The 21,241-nt window shown below is 69.6% G+C and carries 23 protein-coding genes and 1 tRNA gene; 14 read left to right on the plus strand and 10 right to left on the minus strand.

Going from position 1 to position 21,241, the window contains the following annotated elements; all coding sequences use genetic code 11:
- Positions 1-43: 43 nt before the first annotated feature.
- The 7 genes from ACZ6NZ_RS03075 (at position 44) to ACZ6NZ_RS03105 (ending at position 5,627) form a co-directional block, all read left to right on the plus strand.
- On the plus strand, positions 44-763 hold the full coding sequence (locus ACZ6NZ_RS03075) for a PP2C family protein-serine/threonine phosphatase (protein WP_355004776.1): 720 nt from the start codon (positions 44-46) through the stop codon (positions 761-763).
- Positions 764-865: 102 nt separating this feature from the next.
- The gene (locus ACZ6NZ_RS03080) at positions 866-1,204 is read left to right on the plus strand and encodes a PadR family transcriptional regulator (protein ID WP_465855265.1); all 339 of its coding nucleotides are present in this window, start codon (positions 866-868) and stop codon (positions 1,202-1,204) included.
- Positions 1,201-2,046, plus strand: a complete 846-nt coding sequence (locus ACZ6NZ_RS03085) for an ATP-binding cassette domain-containing protein (protein WP_465855267.1) — start codon at positions 1,201-1,203, stop codon at positions 2,044-2,046. The genes ACZ6NZ_RS03080 and ACZ6NZ_RS03085 overlap by 4 nt, the downstream gene beginning before the upstream one ends.
- The gene (locus ACZ6NZ_RS03090) at positions 2,043-2,297 is read left to right on the plus strand and encodes a hypothetical protein (RefSeq protein ID WP_465855269.1); all 255 of its coding nucleotides are present in this window, start codon (positions 2,043-2,045) and stop codon (positions 2,295-2,297) included. The genes ACZ6NZ_RS03085 and ACZ6NZ_RS03090 overlap by 4 nt, the downstream gene beginning before the upstream one ends.
- Positions 2,298-2,364: 67 nt before the next feature.
- The gene (locus tag ACZ6NZ_RS03095) at positions 2,365-3,555 is read left to right on the plus strand and encodes a GNAT family N-acetyltransferase (protein WP_465855271.1); all 1,191 of its coding nucleotides are present in this window, start codon (positions 2,365-2,367) and stop codon (positions 3,553-3,555) included.
- 54 nt (positions 3,556-3,609) lie between these two features.
- Positions 3,610-4,359 carry a ZIP family metal transporter gene (locus ACZ6NZ_RS03100; RefSeq protein WP_465855273.1) on the plus strand — a complete coding sequence of 250 codons (750 nt, stop codon included), beginning with the start codon at positions 3,610-3,612 and terminating at the stop codon, positions 4,357-4,359.
- A 77-nt stretch (positions 4,360-4,436) separates the two neighbouring features.
- Positions 4,437-5,627, plus strand: a complete 1,191-nt coding sequence (locus tag ACZ6NZ_RS03105) for a hypothetical protein (RefSeq protein WP_465855275.1) — start codon at positions 4,437-4,439, stop codon at positions 5,625-5,627.
- 125 nt (positions 5,628-5,752) lie between these two features.
- Here ACZ6NZ_RS03105 and ACZ6NZ_RS03110 read toward each other — a convergent pair whose 3' ends face one another.
- The 3 genes from ACZ6NZ_RS03110 to ACZ6NZ_RS03120 form a co-directional block, all read right to left on the minus strand.
- Positions 5,753-6,835 (minus strand): NAD-dependent epimerase/dehydratase family protein, encoded by a 1,083-nt coding sequence (locus ACZ6NZ_RS03110; RefSeq protein ID WP_465855277.1) that lies wholly within the window; start codon positions 6,833-6,835, stop codon positions 5,753-5,755.
- 149 nt (positions 6,836-6,984) lie between these two features.
- Complete coding sequence (locus ACZ6NZ_RS03115; protein ID WP_465855279.1) at positions 6,985-8,034, minus strand: GlsB/YeaQ/YmgE family stress response membrane protein; 1,050 nt, start codon at positions 8,032-8,034, stop codon at positions 6,985-6,987.
- Positions 8,031-8,441 carry a PadR family transcriptional regulator gene (locus ACZ6NZ_RS03120; RefSeq protein ID WP_465855281.1) on the minus strand — a complete coding sequence of 137 codons (411 nt, stop codon included), beginning with the start codon at positions 8,439-8,441 and terminating at the stop codon, positions 8,031-8,033. Before ACZ6NZ_RS03120 ends, ACZ6NZ_RS03115 begins: the two co-directional genes overlap by 4 nt.
- Positions 8,442-8,645: 204 nt before the next feature.
- Here ACZ6NZ_RS03120 and ACZ6NZ_RS03125 point away from each other — a divergent pair.
- Positions 8,646-8,720: transfer RNA gene (locus ACZ6NZ_RS03125), tRNA-Lys, on the plus strand.
- Positions 8,721-9,137: 417 nt separating this feature from the next.
- Positions 9,138-9,572, plus strand: a complete 435-nt coding sequence (locus ACZ6NZ_RS03130) for a hypothetical protein (RefSeq protein WP_465855283.1) — start codon at positions 9,138-9,140, stop codon at positions 9,570-9,572.
- Between the two features lie 163 nt (positions 9,573-9,735).
- Here ACZ6NZ_RS03130 and ACZ6NZ_RS03135 read toward each other — a convergent pair whose 3' ends face one another.
- The 5 genes from ACZ6NZ_RS03135 to ACZ6NZ_RS03155 form a co-directional block, all read right to left on the minus strand.
- A complete protein-coding gene (locus ACZ6NZ_RS03135; RefSeq protein WP_465855285.1) occupies positions 9,736-10,008 on the minus strand; it encodes a helix-turn-helix domain-containing protein in 273 nt (90 codons plus the stop codon).
- A 32-nt stretch (positions 10,009-10,040) separates the two neighbouring features.
- Complete coding sequence (locus ACZ6NZ_RS03140) at positions 10,041-10,412, minus strand: type II toxin-antitoxin system RelE/ParE family toxin (protein ID WP_465855287.1); 372 nt, start codon at positions 10,410-10,412, stop codon at positions 10,041-10,043.
- A gap of 449 nt (positions 10,413-10,861) precedes the next feature.
- Positions 10,862-11,239, minus strand: a complete 378-nt coding sequence (locus tag ACZ6NZ_RS03145; RefSeq protein ID WP_366605945.1) for a carboxymuconolactone decarboxylase family protein — start codon at positions 11,237-11,239, stop codon at positions 10,862-10,864.
- Positions 11,240-11,394: 155 nt separating this feature from the next.
- Positions 11,395-11,919: an SMI1/KNR4 family protein gene (locus ACZ6NZ_RS03150; protein WP_465855289.1), complete on the minus strand. Its 525-nt coding sequence runs from the start codon at positions 11,917-11,919 to the stop codon at positions 11,395-11,397.
- A 35-nt stretch (positions 11,920-11,954) separates the two neighbouring features.
- A complete protein-coding gene (locus ACZ6NZ_RS03155) occupies positions 11,955-12,683 on the minus strand; it encodes a DUF4839 domain-containing protein (protein ID WP_465855291.1) in 729 nt (242 codons plus the stop codon).
- 562 nt (positions 12,684-13,245) lie between these two features.
- On the opposite strand from ACZ6NZ_RS03155, the gene ACZ6NZ_RS03160 reads away from it, so the two are divergent.
- From ACZ6NZ_RS03160 to ACZ6NZ_RS03175, 4 genes are all read left to right on the plus strand, one after another.
- Positions 13,246-13,587: a hypothetical protein gene (locus ACZ6NZ_RS03160; RefSeq protein WP_465855293.1), complete on the plus strand. Its 342-nt coding sequence runs from the start codon at positions 13,246-13,248 to the stop codon at positions 13,585-13,587.
- A 144-nt stretch (positions 13,588-13,731) separates the two neighbouring features.
- Complete coding sequence (locus ACZ6NZ_RS03165; protein WP_366605953.1) at positions 13,732-14,502, plus strand: IclR family transcriptional regulator; 771 nt, start codon at positions 13,732-13,734, stop codon at positions 14,500-14,502.
- A 437-nt stretch (positions 14,503-14,939) separates the two neighbouring features.
- Positions 14,940-16,370 (plus strand): extracellular solute-binding protein, encoded by a 1,431-nt coding sequence (locus tag ACZ6NZ_RS03170; RefSeq protein ID WP_465855295.1) that lies wholly within the window; start codon positions 14,940-14,942, stop codon positions 16,368-16,370.
- Positions 16,371-16,495: 125 nt separating this feature from the next.
- Positions 16,496-18,403 carry an ABC transporter permease gene (locus ACZ6NZ_RS03175; protein ID WP_465855297.1) on the plus strand — a complete coding sequence of 636 codons (1,908 nt, stop codon included), beginning with the start codon at positions 16,496-16,498 and terminating at the stop codon, positions 18,401-18,403.
- A gap of 100 nt (positions 18,404-18,503) precedes the next feature.
- Here ACZ6NZ_RS03175 and ACZ6NZ_RS03180 read toward each other — a convergent pair whose 3' ends face one another.
- Positions 18,504-19,400: a GNAT family N-acetyltransferase gene (locus ACZ6NZ_RS03180; protein WP_465855299.1), complete on the minus strand. Its 897-nt coding sequence runs from the start codon at positions 19,398-19,400 to the stop codon at positions 18,504-18,506.
- 27 nt (positions 19,401-19,427) lie between these two features.
- The gene (locus ACZ6NZ_RS03185) at positions 19,428-20,585 is read right to left on the minus strand and encodes a low temperature requirement protein A (RefSeq protein WP_465855301.1); all 1,158 of its coding nucleotides are present in this window, start codon (positions 20,583-20,585) and stop codon (positions 19,428-19,430) included.
- Between the two features lie 180 nt (positions 20,586-20,765).
- On the opposite strand from ACZ6NZ_RS03185, the gene ACZ6NZ_RS03190 reads away from it, so the two are divergent.
- Positions 20,766-21,230: a hypothetical protein gene (locus ACZ6NZ_RS03190; RefSeq protein ID WP_465855303.1), complete on the plus strand. Its 465-nt coding sequence runs from the start codon at positions 20,766-20,768 to the stop codon at positions 21,228-21,230.
- Positions 21,231-21,241 lie beyond the last annotated feature (11 nt).

The following is a 21,241-nucleotide window of genomic DNA, read 5'->3' on the forward strand; positions in this document are numbered from 1 at the left end:
GGCGTAGAGACGAATGCGGGTTGTTCTTGGCAAGCTTGACCCCATGACGCTGATCCTCCGCTCGGTCATCCTCAACGACATCGGCTTGGTGCGCACCAACAACGAGGACTCCGCCCTCGCCGGTGACCGCCTGATCGCCGTCGCCGACGGCATGGGCGGGCTGCCTGCGGGTGAGGTGGCGAGCGAGATCGTGATCCGGATCCTGGACGAGCTGGCTCCCCCCACCGACCCCGACGGCGCCGCCGACGCGCTGCGTGCCGTGGTCAGCACCGCCAACCAGCGCATCCACGCCGCCATCACCGTCGACCCGAGCCGGGACGGCATGGGTACGACGCTCACCGCGGCGCTGCTGGCCGGGGAGACACTGGTGCTGGCCCAGGTGGGCGACTCCCGCTGCTACCTACTGCGCGAGGGGGAGCTGACCCAGCTCACCCGGGACGACACGTTCGTTCAGGCGCTTGTGGATCAGGGCACCCTCTCGCCGGAGCAGGCCCGCCACCACCCGCAGCGGTCCCTGGTGACCCGGGCAGTGCAGGGCGCCGACACCCCACCGGCGGTCGGGGTGCTCACCGTGGTGGCCGGCGACCGGCTGCTGCTGTGCAGCGACGGGCTCTCCGACTACGTCGAGGACGAGGCCATCGCCGCGGCCCTGGGCATGTACGCCGACCGCCAGCAGTGCGGTGAGCAGCTGGTGAAGCTGGCTCACCACGCCGGCGCACCGGACAACGTCACGGTCGTGGTCTCCGACGTCGTCGCCCGCTGACCCGTACGGCTTTCTCGGCGGCTCACCCGAACCGGCTGGTTCGGGTACCGCTGCCACAGTAGGTGGTTGTGCCATCTAGCTAGCGCCGCTACTGTCCGACGCGTGGATTCCGACCGGCGTGGGCAGTGGCTGCGGGGGGTGCTCGACATCTGCGTCCTGGCCCTGCTGTCCGAAGGCGAGTCCTACGGCTACCAACTCGCCCAGGCGCTCGATGCGGCGGGCGTCGGGCCGATCCAGGGCGGCACGCTCTACCCGGTGCTGCTGCGCCTACAGAAGACCGGCCTGGTGACCGCGCAGTGGCGGGAGGGCAACGCCGGGCCGGCCCGTAAGTACTACCGGCTCACCGACGACGGGCACGTGGCGCTCCGCGCCGGCGGCAGCGCCTGGCTCACCTTCGTCCGGCCGGTGAACGACATCGTCACGAAGGGGGTCAGCCGGTGAACGCCGACGATTGGCTGCGTACGCTCACAGCGGAGCTGCACCAGCGCCGGGTCGCGGCGGACGCCGCACGGCACGTGGTCGCCGAGGCCGCCACGCACCTCCGCGAGGGCGGCGGCGACCCCTGGGTCGTCTTCGGCCCACCCCAGCAGTACGCGGGCGCTGTCGTGGAGAGCATCGGCACCGCGCCCGGACCGCGCCCCGGGCCAGTCCGGCTGCACGCGGCAGGCATCACCAAGCGGTACGGGCGGCAAACCGTGCTGCGCGACGCCACGCTCACCGTCCGGGCCGGACAGATCGCCGCCGTCGTCGGCGCGAACGGCTGCGGCAAGAGCACCTTCCTCCGGATCTGCGCCGGCCTCATGTCGCCCGACGCCGGTGAGGTGACCGTCTCCGGGCGGCTCGGCTACTGCCCGCAGTCCGGCGGCACCGCCGACTTCCTGCTGGCCGACGAGCACTTCGTGCTGGTCGGCGCCGGGCAGGGTGTGGCCCGGGGCCCGGCCCGCCGCGCGGGTCGGGCGGCGGCCCGCCAGCTCGGCTGGGAGGCGGGCGGCGACGTGCAGGCCCGCCACCTCTCCGGTGGCACCAGACAGAAGCTCAACCTGACCATGTCCACGCTCAGCGCCCCCGACGTGCTGCTGCTCGACGAGCCGTACCAGGGCTTCGACCAGGGCACGTACGTCAACTTCTGGGACCAGCTCAGCAGGTTGCGCGACGCCGGCACGGCCATCGTCGTGGTGACCCACCTGCTCAACCAACTCGACCGGGTGGACATCGTGCTCGACCTGACCCCGGCACACGAGTCCGGGTGGCACGCGCCCGGCATCCAGGGAGGCCGCCCGTGAACCGGCTCGTCACCGTCGCCGAGATGACCCTGCGGGAGCTGCTGCGGCGTCGAGGCGTACTCCTGCTGTTGTTGTTGATGCCGTTGACCTTCTACCTGATCCGGCGGGACGCCTACCTCGGGCAGTCGGTTCGCTCGCTGCTGCTCGGCGTGGGCTGGGCGGTGAGCACCGCCGCGCTGTTCGCCACGACCGCGGTGGCCAGCGTCCGCCTGCGCCGCCGTCGCCACCTGCGGCACCTGCCGGTCGGCTGACGCCGGGCCGGCCGTGGATCGGGCCAATCCGGTTGCTGTGACCCGCGCGGCGGGTTGAGATGGGCGAATGACCATTCGCCGGGTGACCGACGACGACCGTCTCACCACCAGCTTTCCGCTGGCCGCGTACGCCTTCGAGTCCTCGCCACTCAGCGCCGCCCGGACGGCGGAGTTCCGCGACTACCTGCCCTACAACCAGGGCAACCGGACGTTGATCGCCGAGGAGGACGGCAGCACGTTGGCCGCCGTCTCGGCCATCCCCATGCGACAGAACCTGCGCGGGGTGGTGCTGCCGATGGCCGGTGTCGCCGGGGTGGCGACCCATCCGCTGGCCCGCCGGCAGGGGCACGTGCGGACGTTGCTGCACCAACTCCTCGACGAGATGCGCGACGAGGGCCATCCGCTCAGCGCGCTCTATCCGTTCCGGCCCAGCTTCTACGCCCGGTTCGGCTACGTCGGGCTGCCCAAGCCGCGCCGGGTCACCTTCAGCCCGGCCAACCTGGGCTCGCTGCTGCGGGTGGATCTGCCCGGCGAGGTCGGCTGGGAACGCGTCGCCGCCGGCTATCCGGCATGGCGGGCGTTCACCGAACGCAACCTCCAGGAACGACACGGCTTCGCGATCTTTCCGGACCACCGGGCGGTCGGAATGCGTGACCGTGACGAGTACTGGCTGCTCACCGCCCGGGTCGGCGGGGAGGTCACCGGCGCGGTGACGTACCGGATCGACGAGTACGGCGGCACGCTGCACGGCAACGAGCTGCTGGTCACCGACCCGCTCGCGCGGGCGCTGCTGTTGCAGTTCTTCGCCCGGCACGTCGACCAGATCGAACGGATCACCGTTCAGGTTCCGCCGGACGAGTTGCCCGAGCTGTGGCTGACCGACCTGGACGTGCACGTCGAGGCCCGTACGCGGGTGCCGGGTGCGTCCGCGCCGATGGCCCGGCTGCTGTCGCTGGACGCGCTGAGCGGGCTGCCCGCGGGCCCCGGCCGGGTGCGGATCGAGCTGACCGGGGACCGCTGGTTGGCCGGCACCCACCTGCTCGACGGCACGACCGGGGCGCTGGTGTTGGTCGACGACACCACCGGCCGCACGCCGACCGCCACGCTCACCGCCGCCGGGCTCTCCGCCCTCGCGTACGGGGTGCTGGACCCGGCCGAGCTGCCACTGCGCGGTCTGGGCGAGGTGCCGGTGGACGCCGCCACGGAGTTGCGCGGCCTCTTCCCCCGCCGGGTGCCGTACCTCTTCGCGGACTTCTGAGCCCTCCTCACAAACGGGTTTGTCGCTTCGGCGCACGTGGGTACGGTCCCGCGAATGCCGGAGTGGTTACAGGCGGGTGGCTGGGGTTTGCTGGCCGGGTCGGCGCTGCTGGTCGGGGCGGCGGTCGGCTGGTTCGCCCGGGTGCCGCAGCGCGTCATCGCGTCGATCATGGCGTTCGGCGCGGGAGTGCTGCTCTCCGCCGTGTCGTTCGAGTTGATCGCCGAGGCGCACGCGCAGGGCGGGCTGCTGCCCACCGCTCTCGGCGCTGCCGCCGGCGCGGTGGTCTACACAGTGGCCAACATGGCGCTCGCCCGGCACGGCGCCCGGCACCGGAAGCGGTCCGGCGACCAGCAACCCTCCGAGAGCGAGCAGCCTGGTTCCGGCTCGGCGCTCGCCGTCGGCGCGCTGCTCGACGGCGTACCGGAATCGGTCGTGATCGGCGCCAGCCTGCTCGGCGGCGGCGCGGTCAGCCTGGTCACGGTGGCGGCGGTGTTCCTCAGCAACGTTCCGGAGGGGCTGTCCAGCGCCGCCGGCATGCGCCAGGCCGGTCGCAGCCGACGGTACGTGTTCCTGCTCTGGAGCGGAATCGCGTTGATCAGTGGCGTCGCCGCGCTGGTCGGCAACACGCTGCTGGGCGGCGCGCCGCCCGAGGTGCTGGCCGCCATCACCGCGTTGGCCGCCGGCGCGATCCTCGCCATGATCACCGACACCATGGTCCCGGAGGCGTTCGAGAACGCGCACCTGCTGGTCGGTCTGATCACCGTGGCCGGCTTCCTGACCGCCTTCGCCCTCTCCCACAGCTGATGACCAACGCCGCCGGTCGTCGTCCGGGCCCGCCGCAGGCCGGCCGGTTCTTATGAAACAGGCATTAGCATCACGGGGTGCGCCTGACGTCGCTTGCCGCTCTCCTCGCCCTCGGTGTCGCCACCGCGACCCTGCCCGCCTGCGCGCCCAACGACCCGGCCCCCACCTTCGAGGCCGGCTCGACCGCCTCGCCGACGGCCCCGCCCACCGACGGCCCGGGTGAGGCGCCGGGGGCTCGCGACGGCCTCGGCGGCCCGGGGTCCAGCGCCAGCCCGAAGCCGGCCAACAAGGTGCTGGCCGCCGGCAACCCGAGCGGCAGGGCCACCGTGCCGGTCGAGGCGCGAGCGGTGGACACCTCGAAGCCGACCCGGAGAATCGGCACGGGCACCCCGGCGAGCTGCACCTCCGCGGCGGTGGTGAAGGCCGTCGCGGCCGGCGGAGTCATCACGTTCAACTGTGGACCGGCCCCGGTGACGATCAAGATGGCCGCCACCGCCAAGGTCCGCAACGCCAACGGGCCGAAGATCGTGCTGGACGGCGGCGGCACCGTCACGCTGAGCGGCCAGGGGCAGCGCCGCATCCTCTACATGAACACCTGCGACGAGGCCCAGGGCTTCACCACCTCGCACTGCCAGAACCAGGATCACCCGCAGCTCACCGTGCAGAACCTCACCTTCGCCGACGGCAACTCGACCGGCGAGAAGGCCGAGGGCGGCGGCGGTGGGGCGATCTTCGTACGCGGCGGGCGGCTGAAGGTGGTCAACTCGCGTTTCGTCCGCAACCGCTGCGACCGCACCGGCCCCGACCTGGGTGGCGCGGCCGTCCGGGTGCTGAGTCAGTACGAGAACAAGCCGGTGTACGTGGTGGGCAGCACCTTCGACGGCGGCTCCTGCTCCAACGGAGGGGCGTTGAGCAGCATCGGTGTGTCGTGGGTGGTGCTGAACAGCCTGCTCAGGAACAACGAGGCGATCGGCAGCGGCGCCAACCCGGCCAAGTCCGGTACGCCCGGCGGCGGCAGCGGCGGCGCGATCTACTGCGACGGCAACGAGTTCACCGTACGGATCGCCGGCACGATCATCGAGAACAACAAGGCCAACGAGGGTGGCGGCGCGGTCTTCTTCGTGAGCAACAACCGCACCGGCACGATGAGGATCGAAAACTCGACCCTGCGGCGCAACCCCAGCGCCACGTTCGAGACTCGCGGCTTCCCCGGCATCTTCTTCCTGGGTGCCCGCAACCCCACCCTCACCAACTCCAAGCTCTCCTAACCACCCCTCCCGCCCCGCCCGTCCCTGCCCCCGCCCCCCGCCTCCGTGATCAAGAGATTTCCGTCATCTTGGCGATGCTTTCTGACCGAAAGCTCTTGATCACCGAGCTGAAGGGGTGGGGTGGGTCAGTAGGGGTTTCCTTCGCCTGGGGGGCGGGCGTGGATGAGGGCGGCGGGGCGGCCGGGCAGGTCTCGCGCGCCGGACATCGGTGGGCTTGAGGTGTGGTCGCCGTCGGCCATTCCGGCGAAGAGTTCCTTGAGCGCCGTCAGCGCGCTGATCTTCGGCTGCCAGCCCAGTTCGGTCTCCGCGCGCTCGCTGGACATCAGCGGGGCGTTCAGACCCAGCTCCACCCAGCCCGCGTCGACCGGTTGCAGCCGCGCCCGCCAGGTCAGCCCCGCCGCCGCCCGCAGCACCGGCGCGGCGACCGGCACCGTCCAACCATGGAAGTGCCGGGCCACCAGCTCCGGAGTGAGCACCGGGTCCGCGGCGACGTTGAAGGCACCGCGCGCATCACCCAACACCGCCCGGGTGTACGCGTCAGCCACGTCATCGGCGTGCACCGCCTGCATCCGCAACCGGGGGTTGGTCGGCACCAGTGGGATCCGGCCGAAGCGCAGCAGCCGCACCGGCGCGAACGGGCCGAGGAAGTAACGCGTGATCTCCGCACCGGCGGCCCGCTGGAAGATCAACCCGGGGCGCATCCGTACCACCCGCAGCGTCGGATGATCCCGTTCGAGCCCGTCCAGCAGCGCCTCCACCTCGGCCTTGTGCTCGCTGTACGACGAACCGGGCACACCGGTGGCCGGCCAGCGCTCACTGATCGGGTGGTCCTTCGGGCCGGGGGCGTAGGTGCCGACCGACGAGGCGTACACCAGGGCCGGCACGCCGGCCTGGACCACCGCGTTGATCACCGCCCGGCTGCCCTCGACGTTGGTCCGGCGCAGCACCCGCTGGTCGTGGCTGGGCTGGATCTGCCAGGCCAGGTGCACCACCGCGTCCGCACCCGAGAACACCTCGGCGAGCTGCCCGGCCGCGCCCGGCGCGCCGATGTCGCAGGAGTGCCACTCCACCTGGTCGTACGGCTCGCCGGCATCCGGGCCGGGCAACCGCCGAACGACCCCGGCCAGCTCAACGCCCCGCTCCCGGCGCAGCCGCCGCAGCAGCGCCGTACCGACGTTGCCGCTAGCCCCCACCACCACGATCCGCATGCCCGACCCCGTACCCGCCCAGCAGCAGCTCAACCACCCACCACCGCGCCCCTTGATCCACCCGACTTCCTGGAAGTCGCGGTATCCGAGCGCCCAGGACGGCCCGACTTCCGGGATCCCGAGTCCCGCCGCCTGGGTCCTGCCTGACGTCAGGCCCGTGCGGTGGCGGTCGAGCGGTGTCCGCAGGTCGGGCAGGCGTCGTCGAGCACCCGCCGACGTACGGTCTGGTGTCGGGCGGCCTGGCCGGCCAGGGCCGCTGCCAGCAGTGCCGCGCCGACCAGAAGGATCGTCCCGGTCGTGCTGGCGTAGGCGGCCGAGGTCGGTCCCCCTCCCTGGCTGCCCCAGATCCCCTGGCTGAGCTGATTGGCACCGAACAGGGCGGCCGGGGTGGCGAGCAGCACTGTCGCCCAGAGGCCGGCGTCGTCCGCTCGCAGGGCGCGGCCGAGACCGACGAGCAGGACCAGTGCGAACACCAACCCCCCGAACATCGCCAACAGCTCAGGGGTCGAGCCGTACGAGGTGAACATGTTCCCGCCGTGCTCGGTGGCGCTGAATGCCACCGATGCGACCGTCACACAACCGGCAGTGAGCAGCGGCAGGCTCCGCGCCCCCAAGCCGGGATGGGAGGGCAGCGCGAGCGTGGCCAGGCCGAGCGCGACGGCGGGGACCAGCACGAACAGCGGCGGCCCCGGCTGCCCGGTGGCGGCGGCCACGGGCGGCACGACAACGGTCAGCAGGAGACCGCCGGCCGCGACAGAGCGGGCCCAGTTCCCCGGCAGCGTCGTGGCGGCGACCGCGACGAGCAGCCAGCCCAGCCAGATGACGGCCCCGAGGGTCTGGAACGGGCCGACCGAATCCAGCCCGGCGAAGCGGGGATCTTCGAACTCGACCTGTAGGAGCAGGAAAACGGAGAGCGCGACCAGGCTGTTCAGCGCGGCGGTCGCGGCCAGCGGGAGAGCCGCGACCAGCCCGAGAGCGCCGTACCCGCGCAGACGCTCCCGGAGCCCGGCGCCGAGCAGGTCGACGGCGTCGTGTGGGGATGGCCAGCGTCGCCCCGGATCGACGGTGTCGAGGTACGTCCCGACGATCTCGTCGCCCCGCTCAACCCGGTAATCACTTGGGTAGGCCCACAGCAGCCGCCGGTAGCGAGACTCCAGCGGCGACCCGGCCTGATCCTGCGTGGGGTGGGGCTGGTTCATGCCGGGCCTCCGGTCGGAAGAAGAATGGGGCGGGCCGGCGTGAGAGGGCCGCGTGAGGTGCCGTCGGCGGCCCGGGTGCCCGCAGGTCGAGCACGTAACCGCTGCGTGGCGGCCTCGACGTTGCGACGCAGCCGTTCGGTCTCGGCGGTGAGCACGGACCGGCCAACCTCGGTGAGCCGGTAGTAGCGGCGCAGCCGTCCCTCGACGACCTCCTCACGGTCCCGCTCGACCAGCCCCTCGTCGGTGAGGCGGTCGAGCGCGCCGTAGAGGGTTCCCGGCCGCAGCGCCAGCCGCCCACCGGAGAGGGCCGCGACGTCGCTGGTGATGCCGTAGCCGTGCATGGGTTCCCGCGCGAGCGCGGTGAGGATCAAGAAGGTGGGTTCCCGCAGCGGCATGGGTGTGGGCATGACGTCAATATATCGGTGATGAAGCTATACCGGTGACAAAGCGGTGCGGAAGTTCGCCGGAGAGGTCAGGCCGGTACGCCAGCATCTCGCTGAGCCCTGCACCGTCTACGGAGGTCCTGTGGCGCGGGCGTAGACCGGCATCGCTGCGCCGGACCGGGGGCGGACATCAGCCGGGCCGCAGACGGTCGGGTAACCTGAGCGCGCGGGCCGCTAGCTCAATGGCAGAGCTGTGGACTTTTAATCCATAGGTTCAGGGTTCGAGTCCCTGGCGGCCCACCACAGCCCTCTCTGAGCTGCAGAATAATGTGTCGGCTCCCCCTGGAAACCGACCTCCTGCCACATCTGCCCCGGCAGCCGCTCCAACTGCGGGTACCAGCCCTTGCGGCCATCCTTCTCCCACCGCTGGGCGTACACGTCGTCGCGCCGCACGGCCAGCTCCGTTGCGCAGCCAACTGCGGGGTCTGGTCGATATCGCCGTCATCACCCCTTCGAACAAGCCGCCGATGCACCAACTTCGGCAGGGCGGACCCGATTGCCAGACCCACCACGCATCGATCAAGCGGTACGCTCTCGCGTCGGAGCGTACCGCTGCAGTGACGAAGAGGAGTGGCAGTCGGTCATGTCGTTCGTGCCCCCACCACCGAAGAGCCGGCACTGGACCTTCACCGCTGTCGCCACCGCAGCCACACCTCGGCGGTGGCTTTCGGATCGGCGGGCTTCGTCGCCGGCGCGCTGGTCGCCAACGCCATCGGCAACAGCAGCGCCAGGTCACGGGCCGAACGTCTGGCCCGCCCGCAGTGGCGCGAGCAGCAACTCACCAGAGTCGTGCTCACACCGACCAGAACCTGGTGCTACGCCTCCGGACTGTGGTTGTCGTTCGACCACTCCGCCGTCATGGAATACCACCTCGACCACCAGGGCGTGGTGCTCATCTTTGCCAACTCCGAGCCGCTGCGACTGAGCGGGCCCGCGGCATGGGCTCACGCGGTGCTCTTCGGGTATTTCCGCTTCGGAGCCCAGGCTCTGGCTACTGCCCCGTTCCTCATGCCGATCCGCGTCACGCCTGCGCCGGCACCCGCTTCGCAGCCGCCGGTGACACCTGCGGCGACCTCACCCCTAGCAGGTAGGTGAAAGCATGGAAAGCGCTGACCAGAGCACCGCCCGCTTGGCGGTCCTCATCGATGCCGACAACGCTCAGCCTGCGGCCGTCGTCCCGCCGCTGGCCGAGGTCGCGAAGTACGGCACGGCCCAACTGGTATGCCGAGCGCTCGGCACCGCCCTCATGCCCCAGACATCAACTCAGGGTCACCCGTTCGCCATCGAACTCGGCAACAAACTCGGCCTTGCCGCCAAGGGCAGCGATGTACCGGGCAACCGTGCCGACCTCAGTCTTCGGCAGTTCGCCGCTCTCGATGGCGACGACGCGCGGCTGTGAAACGTTCATGCGGTCGGCAACCTGCTGCTGAGTCAGGCCCCGCTTCTCGCGCATCTCGCGCAGCCGCGTCGCGCGTACCTCGCCGCGCATGCGCTCCTTGTGCTGCTCAACCTTGGCCTCGTCGAGGTTCATGCGGGAGCGGACATCCCGCCAGCTTCGCGCCATCAGTGCTGTCCCTTCAACTCTCGCAGATGATCGGCGAACTTCCTGTCGGCTTCGAGGATGCTGGTTTCGTACCAGCCCTTCCAGTTGCCGCTCTTGTCACCCGCCACCAGCAGGATGGCTTCCCGCTGAGGATCGAAGGCGAACAGGATACGGATCTCGGTTCCCCCTGCCGAGCCTGGCCGCAACTCCTTCATGTTCTTGTAGTTCGAGCCTTTGACTCGATCAACCAACGGTCGACCGAGCGCCGGACCTTCGGAGGCGAGCAGATCAATGGCCGCAGCCACCTGGTCAGCGGAGTCGGGGTCAGACTTCGCCAGGTCAAGCAGCCAGTCCTCGACGCCCTCGGTAAGGCCGACCTCCCACTCGCTCACACACCCACTGTAGCCCAGAAATAATGCCTGCGTTATGGGAAGTCTAGAGCGTGGGCAGAGGGTAGAAGTCGACTCCAGGGACGAGCCTCCCGCTGCCGCCGGTCATCGGTGCCGAGTTCAGCCCCGAGCGCGTGGATGGGCGCGGCCGGCGGGACCTCCTTGCTGGGCGGTCGCCATAGCTCTCCACCGCCCGGTGGCGAGGAGACAGAACCCGGGACCGGGGGTGCTCCACGGGCGCTCGGATGCCCCGGTGCCGGACGACTCACATCGCGATGGCCGGATTCGCACCTCCGCCGGTCACTCAACGTGGCGTCGCCCCCTAGCCGTGGCGTGGACCAGCCCAGAGGCAGCCGGACAACGCGGCCGGAATCCGGACGACAGAAGACTCCGATACCCCGAAGCGAATTTGTCTTTTTCTGCGCACTTCTAATTCATAGGTGGCGGTGTCGTCAGCGGTGCTCGCCGAAGACCGCCGCGGCCACCTGGTAGCTGTCGAACGCCCGGGCCGCCCCGGCGTACGCCTCCAGGTGGATGAAGAGCTCGACGATCTCCTCCTTGGTCACGCCGGACGTCAGCGCGATGCGCAACTGCCCCCGCAGCGGCTCGTGGGTGCCCAGCGCCGCCGCGACGGCCACCGAGATCAGGCAGCGGCTCCGCAGGTCCAGGCCCGGTCGCGGCCACGAGTCGCCGAAGGTGTGCTCGGTCGCCAGCCGCCGGAAGTCCTGACCGACCGCGGGTTCCCCGTCGGCGAGCGGCAGGGTCAACGGTTGGCCGAGGAGGCGCTCCGCGGTGTCGAGGGCCTCCTGGTACCGGGGATCGTCGGGCATGCGTTGCCACCTCCGCACGTGTCAGCCGATCGACTGCCGTTCGGTCCCAGCATCGCGCCCACCCCGGCGTTCGGTCGGCCGTTCCGGCAAACCGGTGGTCGGCATAGCAAGGGGCGCTCGTCGGCCACCTCTAGACGAGCACCCATTCGCGCCGACTATCGGCAGAGTGAGCCGATCAGGTCATCGAAGCCGGGGAACTCTTCCCGCGCTGCGGAAATGACCTCGTCCGCCGACCTGCGACGCGATGGTGCCCAGCGTTGGGCGATTTCCGCGAGGCGGGCATCGGTACGGGGTTCGTGTTCGTGGTCGGGGTAGGCCGTCGCTTCCCAGGGGCCGAAGCCGTCGGCGAGAAGCCACAGGTAGGCGCCCAGGTCCTGGGCCACGACGCCCGTATCGCCCTCCGAACCGAGAAACACCACCGGCTGCTGCTCGATCGGCTCACCGTGACGCACCAGCCAGAACGCGGCGAGGCCGCCGGTGCCGTCCTGCCCGAAGGCCCGAAACTCGGACCCGTCCAGCTCCGCGTTTCCGGTCCACGCCCTCCACCACTCGGCAATCTCGTCAGAGTCGAGGAAGTGAGGGTACGGCTCGAAGTCGACGCCGTCGCCGTCCCGGTAGTCGAAACCGACTTCATGAGCTTCGGACAAAGGAGTCGGCAGGGTACGACCATCGTGATCCACGGCAGCACCCTAGCGAGGAGGACCGACGGAACGGATTACCGGGCCTCCGTCGAGATCGGGTCGAGGAAGAAGAGGCACTGGGCGGGTTTGAACTCACCTACCTCGGCGACGAAGCGGAACGTGTCTCCTACGCCAACGGTGGCGGGGGTCTTCTTGCCGGTCAGCTTCAGATCGAGGATGTTGACGTCCTCGTACTTGAAGGCCGGACCGACCGTCGTGTTCGATCCCCTGTCGCCTGGGCCCAGGAGGAAGTCGTAGCGGGTGTCGTAGTCACCGTGGGGCGCCATGTTCACGATCGAGCCGTTGAACGCGACCGTCTTGCCCTTGTACCTGGTAGCGAACGCCAGGTTCGCGTCGTCGCAATCCTCCGCCTTCAGCAGCGCGGCGAACTCCGGATTGTTCTGCGGCGTGATCACCTCACTGGCAGCCGACTCGACAGCGGTCGGAGCGGGCGTAGCAGCCGGTTTCTCACTCACCGCAGCCCCCGATCTTTCTGACCCGCCGCTCCTTTCGTCTTCGCCGCCACTGAGTGCCGAGGCGGTGCCGATGACGACGGCCAGGATCACGAGGATGACGGCTGCCGCGCCGATCAGGAGCCACGGCTGCGGCTTCTTCGGCCGACGGAAGTTGACGGTGGAGCGAAGCGTGCCTGGGGTCTGTTGTACGAGCTCCCAGCCATCCTTCTGCATCTTCGAGATGACCAGGCCGTCGGTGCCGCGGACTGGCCGTACGGTCTTGTACTCGTATTTGATCTCGTCGGCCATGCGGCTCCACGCTCCTTAATGGACTGCTCGCACCAACTGCCTGGCGCAGCATAGGGGGCAGACGCAACTGATACCGGTTCTGTGTAACGTCAGCTTGATCGGCGATGCCCCCAGTGGGATCGGATGGCTGGAGTCGCACGCTGGGGCTCTTTCGGCGAGAGGCGGAGGCTGTCCGGTGCACAGGATTCTGCTGCGTGGGTTGGTGGCGGTGGCGATCGTCTCCGTTGTGACGGCCTGCGGCTCTGCGGCGGATCAGTCCGCGCAGGCAAGGAAGCAGGCGACAGCTACACATGCGCCCTCCCCAGCGGTTCCGGCGACCGGCGGGCCCGGGTACTCCGCAGCGCTGTCCGCACGCCTGGTGACCCCGGAGTCGTTACCGCCCGGCTTCACCGTGGAGATCGCGACCACCATGGCACTCGATGCTGGCGATCGACGTCCAGACGTCGGCGCGGCGTGTACGCCCAGCATGACCCCGCTGCTGTCGGCGAGGCGGCTGACCGGATCTCCGTCAGCGACAGCCGCAGCCACCCTCAGCTTCGACGCGGGTCCCGATGATCTGTGGGTGGGAACGGAGGTCCTCAGGACGTACACCGACGACGGCGCACGGCGAGCGATGGCGGACCTGCGGACGTTCATCGACGGTTGCCCGACGCTTGTGCTGCCTGACCAGGGCGGCAGCTATCGGTTCGCGGTCGCGGCCGGACCGCGGTTGGGCGATGACAGCCTTCACCTCACCCAGGCCACGACATCGGGTCTCGACACGCTGGAGTGGGACGTCATCCTCGTCCGGACCGGCACCAGCTTGGTGGTGGTTCAGTCGGAGGGCAACAAGCCCGGTGGCGTGGAACACCTCAACCGGGTGGCCGAGGCCGCGGTCCACAGATTCCAGACGACCGGGTCCTGAACGCTTCGGAATCCGAGCGCGTTGCAGCGGATCAACGACGAGGTTGACACCTGGCGCCGGTGGCTGACGTAGATATCCTCTTCAGGTGCTGGCCCGTGTGGAGATCGTTGACACGGGTCCGGCACTGCGAAGGGACTATCGAACATGCCCCGTGTGGTACCGGCGGTCATCCGCGCACTCGACGTCCTGGAACTGTTTCTGGACTGCCCCCAACTGTCGGCCCGCCAGGTGATGGAGCGACTCGATCTGCCCCGCACGACCGTCCACGAGTTGCTCGTGACGCTTGAGGCTCGCGCGTACCTGATCTCCATACCGGGTCAGCCCGTGCAGTATCGGCTCGGCATGCCGTTGTTCCAGTTGGGCGCGGCCTTCGCGGGTCGGCTTGATCTGGTACGCGAGGCGCAGGGCGTCGCGCGGGACGTGGCCGCCGCGTGCGACGAGGCGGTTCATGTGGCGGTGCTCGACGGCGCCGATGTCATCTACCTGGTCAAGTTCGACAGCACCCACCCGGTTCGGATGGTGTCCGGGGTCGGGCTGCGGCTGCCCGCCCACTGCACGGCGGTGGGCAAGGTGCTGCTGTCGGCGCTCGACGAGGCGGACCTGGATGCCGTCCTGCTGAAGGATCCCCTGCCGGGCATGACGCCGGACAGCATCACCGATCCGGATGTTCTTCGTGAGCATCTGGACCGGGTCCGGGTGGAGGGCGTCGCTGTCGACATCGGTGAGTCGGACACCGCGATGCGCTGTGTCGCCGCGGCGATCCGGGACCATACCGGCGCGATCATCGCTGGGATGAGCTTGTCCGCGCCGATCATCCGTTGGACGCCTGAGGTGCAGGTGGAGTGGACCGGGCTGGTTCGCGAGGGGGCGGCCTCGCTGTCGGCTCGCATGGGCTACCGGGCGCAGCCTCGATAGGCAGCCTCCCGCTTTCGGTTCGAAACAACATCGAAACATTGACATCGTTCTTCGAACTGTTCTAGCGTCGCGACCACTCGATACGGTATATCGAACCTAGTTCGAAATCTCGAACGGCGGTGGTCCCGTGACCCGACCGAACTGGAACGTCAGCGCTACTGCCTCGGCCCGGTCGCCGATCGCCTCGACCCCGTCGCGCCATTCGACGAGCGGCACCCGACGTGCCTCGGGCGGCTCCGACGATGCGCGCGGACGTGGACGCCCCACGGTGACGGGCGGACCCGCCCACCACCGTGGCAACCCACCGGCGCACTGATCTCGACGGGCGGCCCTCGGTGGTCGCCGGCAGAAACCAACTGGAGCACAACCGTCGCGGTGCCCGCCAGCCATGCCTTCGGCGTGCAGCCGCGCGCGGGAGATGAAGGAGGCGAGTGTCCATGGAGGACAAGTCGGGGTGGTCACGGCGCGGCTTTCTGGGGATGGGGGTTGGGGTGCTCGGCGCGGCCGGTCTGGCCGCGTGCGGGGGCGACTCCGACCCGCCCAGCAGGGTGCAGCCGGAGGTTCCGCAGGAGCTGATCGACGCCGCGGCGGCGATGAAGGGCTCGTCGATGGGCATGCTGTCGCAGAAGCTGTATTCGACGGCGGCGAACGAAGCCCTCGACAGCTCGATCAAGAAGTTCGCCGACACCACCGGCACGAAGATCGAGAACAGCCTGGTCCAGGCTGACGCCGGTGACGTGGTGGCCAAGATCGACGCCGAGGTCAAGGGCGGGGTGGCCCGTGACCTGGCGTTCATGACCGACTCGCGGTTCGTCGCGCAGTTCCACGCGCTGGGGGACCTGGAGGACGTGACGGACGTCGTCGACGCGCTGACCGCCAAGTACGGCGAGCCCTGCGCCGAGGCCAAGAACTTCTGCGTCTTCGACGGCAAGTGGTTCGCCATCCCGTACCACTTCATCGGGATCGGGTCGTTCCTACGCAAGGACTGGATGCAGGACAAGGGCATCTCCCCCAAGGACATCTACAGCTGGGAGGAGCTGCGGGACCTGTGCCTGGAGATCTCCGATCCGGCCAAGCGCCGCTTCGGCTGGGGCATGACGGTGAACCGGTCCGGTGACGGCAACGGCATGATCGAGGCGCTGATCAACGCCTACGGCGGGTCGATCGCCGGCAATGACGGCCGGAAGGTCACTTTCAACTCCCCGGAGACGGTGCAGGCGGTCAGCTTCCTCGGCGACATCTACACCAACCCGAAGTACAAGCCGATGTTGCCGCCGGGGATCGCGAGCTGGACCGACACCAGCAACAACGAGAACTGGCTCGCCGGGATCCTCGGCTACACCCGCAACCAGTTCAGCGTGTACGCGGACTCCAGGACCAAGAAGAACCCGGTGCACGCCAACACCCACGTGTTCTCCGACTGCATCGGGCCGGCGACCGACAATCCGCTGCTGCTCGGCCAGTCGCAGGGCTTCGTCGTCTTCAAGGGCGCCAAGAACCCGGCGCTCGCCAAGCTCCTGGCGCAGTACCTGGTCAGCGCGCCCGCGCTGCTCGGGGTGGCGAAGGAGGCGCCCGGCCTGGTGATGCCCGCCTGGGAGAAGGTCTGGGACGCCGACCCGTTCTTCACCAGTGGTGACCCGGCGTTCCCGATGCTGCGCAAGATCACTGAATTGAAGCTGCCGCTGAACACGAAGAACGGCCTGACCTTCCCACAGAAGGCCAGCGCGGGCCAGCAGGCGGTGGGGTCGGCCTACGTCCTCACCGACATGATGCAGCAGGTCGTGCAGGGCACCGCGCCGGCGCAGGCCGTGTCGGCCGCCCACACGAAGATGGTGCAGATCTTCAACCAGCAGGGGCTGCCGCAGTGAGGTCTGTCCGTCCTGTCCGGGTCCCGGCGGCGAGGAAATCTTCGCCGTCGGGGCCCGGCTCCCTCACCGCTGTCCAGCGGCGGCTGGGTCGCGACTGGCGACTCGCGGCCCTGTTCCTGGCGCCGATGGCGGTGCTGGTCGGTGGGCTCGTCCTCGTGCCGATCGCCCGGTCGATCATCACCAGCACCACCGAACGGCACGGGCAGGACACCGTCTTCGTCGGCCTGGACAACTATCTCGCGCTCGTCGGCGACGACCAGTTCCACACCGGCGTGGTGAACTCGTTCGTATTCACCGCGTACGCCGAGATCTTCAAGGTCGTGCTGGGCCTGGCCGCAGCCCTGCTGCTGCACCATCGCCGACGTGGGCGGGCGGTGCTGGCCGGGCTGCTCCTGGTGCCGTGGGTGGTGCCGACGGTGGTGACGGCGTTCAGCTGGCGCGCGCTGCTCGACCCGATCTTCGGCAGCGTCAACACGCTGCTCACCGCCACCGGAATCGGGCCGTTGCTGGCCAGCGCCCACCTGGTCGACAGTTGGCCCGCAGGCTGGCTGTCCGACCCGGAGCTGGCCATGCCGTCGGTGATCCTCGTCAACGTCTGGAAAGGGGTGCCGTTCTTCACCGTGTGCTTCCTCGCGGGGTTGAAGGCCATCCCGGCGGACCTCTACGAGGCGGCGACCATCGACGGTGCCTCGTCGTGGCAGCGGTTCAGAAGCGTGACGCTGCCCGGACTGCGCCACGTGATCACCGTGACGGTGACCCTGTCGTCGATCTGGACGTTCAACAACTTCGACCTCGTCTGGTTGCTGACGCAGGGCGGCCCGGGCGACGTGACAGCGCCGTACGTGCTCATCGCCTACTCGAAGGCCATCCTGCAGTTGCAGTACGGCGCGGGCGCGGCGGTCACGCTCGTCATGCTGCCGATCATCGGCGGGCTGGTGTTCGTCCTGGTCCGGTTGTTGCGCCAGGACACCAACATCAAGTTGCCCCGGCGACGCCGCTCAGCGCTGCGGATCGGGGCGCAGCGGTGGGCCGGAGCGGCGCGGAGGGCGATGCCCTGGGTCGTCACCGCACTGGTCACCGGTCTGCTGTTCTGGGCGTCACCGCAGATCTTCTGGAAGGCGGCGGTGGTCCTCGGTGTGATTCTGCTGATCGCGGCGGGCGTCGGCCGGGTGGTCTCGTCCCTCCAGTCCCGAGGTGGTCGCCGTTCGTCGACAGTGGTGTCGGGGCTGGGTTCCTGGGCCGCGCTGGCTGGCCTGCTCTTCTTCGTGCTGGGCCCGCTGTACTGGATCTTCGTCACGGCCTTCAAGTCCGAGGGCCAGGTCGTCATGCGTACCGACGACCTGTGGCCGACGCCGTGGACGCTTGAGCAGTTCGGCGCCCTGTTCGACAACCAACCGTTCGGCCGCTGGTATCTCAACACCCTGCTGGTGTCCGCGGCGTCGACCGCTGTGGCACTGGTCTGCGCCGCCCTGGCGGGCTATGCGCTGGCCCGGCTGCGGTTCCGCGGGGCGCAGGGCTTCACGGTCACGGTGCTGCTCACCTACGTGATGCCGGGCGCGCTGCTGTTCATCCCGCTGTACCAGATGCTCATCGGTGCCCGGCTCACCGACTCGTTGTGGTCCCTGGTGGTGACGTACCCGACCTTCACGCTGCCGTTCGCCACCTGGCTGCTGGTGGGGTACTTCTCGTCGATTCCCATCGAGTTGGAGGAGGCCGCCCTGGTCGACGGGTGCAGCCGCATCCAGGCGTTCGGCCGGGTGGTGCTGCCGCTGGCCAAGCCAGGGCTGCTGGCGGTCGCGCTCTTCACCCTGACCAACGCCTGGAACGAGTTCCTCTTCGCCTTCGTGTTCATCACGAAGGACGAGTACAAGACGCTCCCGGTGGGGATGCAATCCATGATCGCCGGAGACGTCGTGCCGCAAGGGCAACTCGCCGCGGCGTCGCTGCTGGTCAGCATCCCCGTGGTGATCATGTACGCCCTGGGGCAGCGCTTCCTGACCGAGGGGCTCACCGCCGGCGCGGTGAAGGGGTGAGCCGACGGGCCGCTGGTGCCGATCACGCACCAGCGGCCCGACAACGGACCGTCCCCACGACGGCTCCGGCAGGCGTCGGGGGACTGGGGCACGCGTCGCCTCACCGCCTGAGCTGCTTCTCGAACCAGTGGTGGGCGTAGTGCTCGGTGTTGTACGCCTCGATCTCCCGGTAACCGGTCGCCCGGTACAGGGCGATCGCCTCGGTGAGGTCGCGGTTGGTGTCCAGCCGGACCGCTGTGGCGCCGCGCTCGGCGGCGTACCGTTCCAGCTCACCCAGCAGCCGCCGCCCGACGCCGAGCCCGCGTACGGTGTCGGACACCCACACCCGTTTGACCTCGGCGGGCGCGACGGGGTGGAGTTTGACGGCCCCGCAGCCGATCGGTTCGCTGTTGAGGGTGGCGAGCAGGAGCACCCCGTTGGGCGGGACGAGCGCGTCGTCGGGGAGCGGTTTGCTCAGTGCGGGGTCGAACCCGCCGTCGAATCGTCGTGCGATGTCACGGACGTAGGCCCGCAGGCACGCACGGGCTCGCGGGTCGCTCGGTGGGCACGGCTCGATGACGACCATCGAGCCCATGAGCAGCCGTTCGACCTCGGCCATGGCGGTGACGAGTCGTTCGCGGTGGTGTTCGCTGAGCGGTTCGAGGATCGAGGCGGCGAGATTGTCCGACCGCCGGTCGAGGTCGGTCCACTGGGTTCGGCCGGCCTCGGTGAGCGTGACGACGCGGACCCGGCCGTCGCCGCCGGCCTGGTCGACCGGTCCGACGGTGACGAGGCCGTCGTTCTCGAGGGTGCGCAGGAGTCGACTGAGATATCCGGAGTCCAGGCCGAGCCGGGCCCGTAGCGCGGCGACCTCGGCACCGGCGGGGCCGATCTCCCAGAGCAGCCGGGCCTGCCCGAGCGGGCGCCCCTGGGCCATGTACTCGTCGTCGAGCGCGCCCACCCGTTGGGTGACCGTCCGGTTGAAGCGCCGCACGGCGGCAATGAGAGCCGAGTCCATATGCCTGACTTTAGTCAGGCTTATTGACTACGCGCCAGCTCGGTGCCGGTACGAGATCCCCGCGTGGTCCAGGACGACCACAGCGAGCACCACCCCGGTGGCGACGGCGCTGACCGCCAGCAGCGGCATCCGCAGCACAACCGCCGCGCCGGCCAGCACGAACAGGGCGGCGACCCGGGGCCAGGAGAGTCGCCGGTGGATCGCGGCCGAGAAGAGGATCCGCCCGAGGAGGAACAGCATCGGGCCGCCCAGGATGAACAGGACCGCTGCCATGTCACCGGTGCGCAGCGGATGCGAGATGCTCAACTCGGCGCCGACGGAGGTGACCACCAGCCCGGCGATCATCACGAGGTGCAGATATCCGGTGGTGACGCCGAGACTGGCCGGATCGGCCCGCTCGATGGCGGGGCCGAGGCGCTGGCCGGCGGGCGTGACGTAGAGCAGACCGATCAGCACGGCGGTGGCGAAGACCAGCAGGAAAGCGGCGGTCTGCGGGAAGTGGAGATCGGTGCCGGCGTACGAGAGGCCGGCGACCAGGACGAGTTCGCCGAGCGCGATGATCATGATCTGCTGGTACCGCTCGGCGAAGTGCTTGCCAGCCAGGTGCAACTCCTGCCGCCCGGTCCGGCCCAGCCCCGGCGTGGGCCAGCGCAGGCGCGGGCCGGTGAGGTCGATGGCGAGGGCCAGCACCCAGAGCGGCACCCGCCACTGCGGCACAAACCCACCGACCAACCACGGTACGGCGGAGACGCTGAACCAGCAGAGGATGCGCAGCGTTCGAATCTGTCGCGGATGACCGCGCAGCCAGACGGTGGTGACCACGCCCCGGACGATGTGCACCGAGACGTACGCGCCGGCGAAGAGCAGACCCCGCCCGTCCAGCGCCTGCGGGATCGCCACCCCGGCCAGCAGGCTGCCCAGCGCGGCACCCACCAGCAACCACCGAACCGCGGGACTCTCCGGGTCGTACCAGTCGGCGAACCAGGTGGTGGGCACCCAGATCCACCAGATCCCGGTCAACAGCAGGGCGGTACGCAGCGCGCCGGCCAGGCTGAGGTCGTGCAGCAGGTGGGCGGCCAACTGACTGAGCGCGAGCACGAACGCCAGGTCGAAGAAGAGTTCCAGGAACGACGCGCTCAGCGGCGAGTCGCCGCCCCGCAGCAACCGTTCGGGTCTGCTCGCCATCGGCGCTCCTCCCGCCGACACACGCCCTGCGTCCGTCGTACCACCCGAGGCCGGCCACCGGAGGCGAAAGCGGTCAGCCGCGCAGCGACGACCCACCGCCCCCTCGTGTCGTTGATCCGGCTGCGCCCATGGTCACCGCTGACCACGGTGGGGGCACCGACTCAACGAGGAGGGACGCCGATGACCGCTCAGCGCGAGACCGTGCAGGTCGACCACGACCTGTTCCGCGCCGTGTACGACTCGCCCGCATCACTGCCCGGCCGACACCGGTGGACCACCCCCGAGTCGGACGTCCGGCGGCTGGAGAAACTGCTCGGCATGCCGACGCGCAGCATCGGCGCCCCGCTCTGGGTCAGCGGCGACGAACCCGACTGCCCGAAGTGCCGTCGCCGGGTCACCTGGTACGACATCGTCTCGTCGGCGCTCTCCGGCCTGCACGACAAGGCCATGATCGCCACGGTCATCCTTGGCGAGCGCAAGTACGTCAACACCGAGATCCCGGATGCCATCGCCGGGGTGCGCTGCTCCGACTGTCACACGGCGATCGACGGCCTGCGCAGCTTCAAGTGCCACAACTGGGCGTACGCCTTCGAGGCGCTGGAGGCCGTCCGCCAGCGGATGGCCGGCGGTCCCGTCCCGACCTGAACCGCCCGCGC

It is taken from the genome of Micromonospora sp. NPDC047756 (assembly GCF_055587245.1).

Bases quoted from the DNA above. Each gene is read 5' to 3' on its own strand.
- ACZ6NZ_RS03075 (WP_355004776.1), top strand. From the start codon at position 44: ATGACGCTGATCCTCCGCTCGGTCATCCTCAACGACATCGGCTTGGTG.
- ACZ6NZ_RS03110 (WP_465855277.1), bottom strand. From the start codon at position 6,835: ATGCGGATCGTGGTGGTGGGGGCTAGCGGCAACGTCGGTACGGCGCTG.
- ACZ6NZ_RS03175 (WP_465855297.1), top strand. From the start codon at position 16,496: ATGGCGGTGCTGGTCGGTGGGCTCGTCCTCGTGCCGATCGCCCGGTCG.
- ACZ6NZ_RS03115 (WP_465855279.1), bottom strand. From the start codon at position 8,034: ATGAACCAGCCCCACCCCACGCAGGATCAGGCCGGGTCGCCGCTGGAG.
- ACZ6NZ_RS03155 (WP_465855291.1), bottom strand. From the start codon at position 12,683: ATGGCCGACGAGATCAAATACGAGTACAAGACCGTACGGCCAGTCCGC.
- ACZ6NZ_RS03145 (WP_366605945.1), bottom strand. From the start codon at position 11,239: ATGCCCGACGATCCCCGGTACCAGGAGGCCCTCGACACCGCGGAGCGC.
- ACZ6NZ_RS03180 (WP_465855299.1), bottom strand. From the start codon at position 19,400: ATGGACTCGGCTCTCATTGCCGCCGTGCGGCGCTTCAACCGGACGGTC.
- ACZ6NZ_RS03190 (WP_465855303.1), top strand. From the start codon at position 20,766: ATGACCGCTCAGCGCGAGACCGTGCAGGTCGACCACGACCTGTTCCGC.
- ACZ6NZ_RS03165 (WP_366605953.1), top strand. From the start codon at position 13,732: ATGCCCCGTGTGGTACCGGCGGTCATCCGCGCACTCGACGTCCTGGAA.
- ACZ6NZ_RS03185 (WP_465855301.1), bottom strand. From the start codon at position 20,585: ATGGCGAGCAGACCCGAACGGTTGCTGCGGGGCGGCGACTCGCCGCTG.
- ACZ6NZ_RS03170 (WP_465855295.1), top strand. From the start codon at position 14,940: ATGGAGGACAAGTCGGGGTGGTCACGGCGCGGCTTTCTGGGGATGGGG.
- ACZ6NZ_RS03100 (WP_465855273.1), top strand. From the start codon at position 3,610: ATGCCGGAGTGGTTACAGGCGGGTGGCTGGGGTTTGCTGGCCGGGTCG.
- ACZ6NZ_RS03120 (WP_465855281.1), bottom strand. From the start codon at position 8,441: ATGCCCACACCCATGCCGCTGCGGGAACCCACCTTCTTGATCCTCACC.
- ACZ6NZ_RS03135 (WP_465855285.1), bottom strand. From the start codon at position 10,008: ATGAACCTCGACGAGGCCAAGGTTGAGCAGCACAAGGAGCGCATGCGC.
- ACZ6NZ_RS03095 (WP_465855271.1), top strand. From the start codon at position 2,365: ATGACCATTCGCCGGGTGACCGACGACGACCGTCTCACCACCAGCTTT.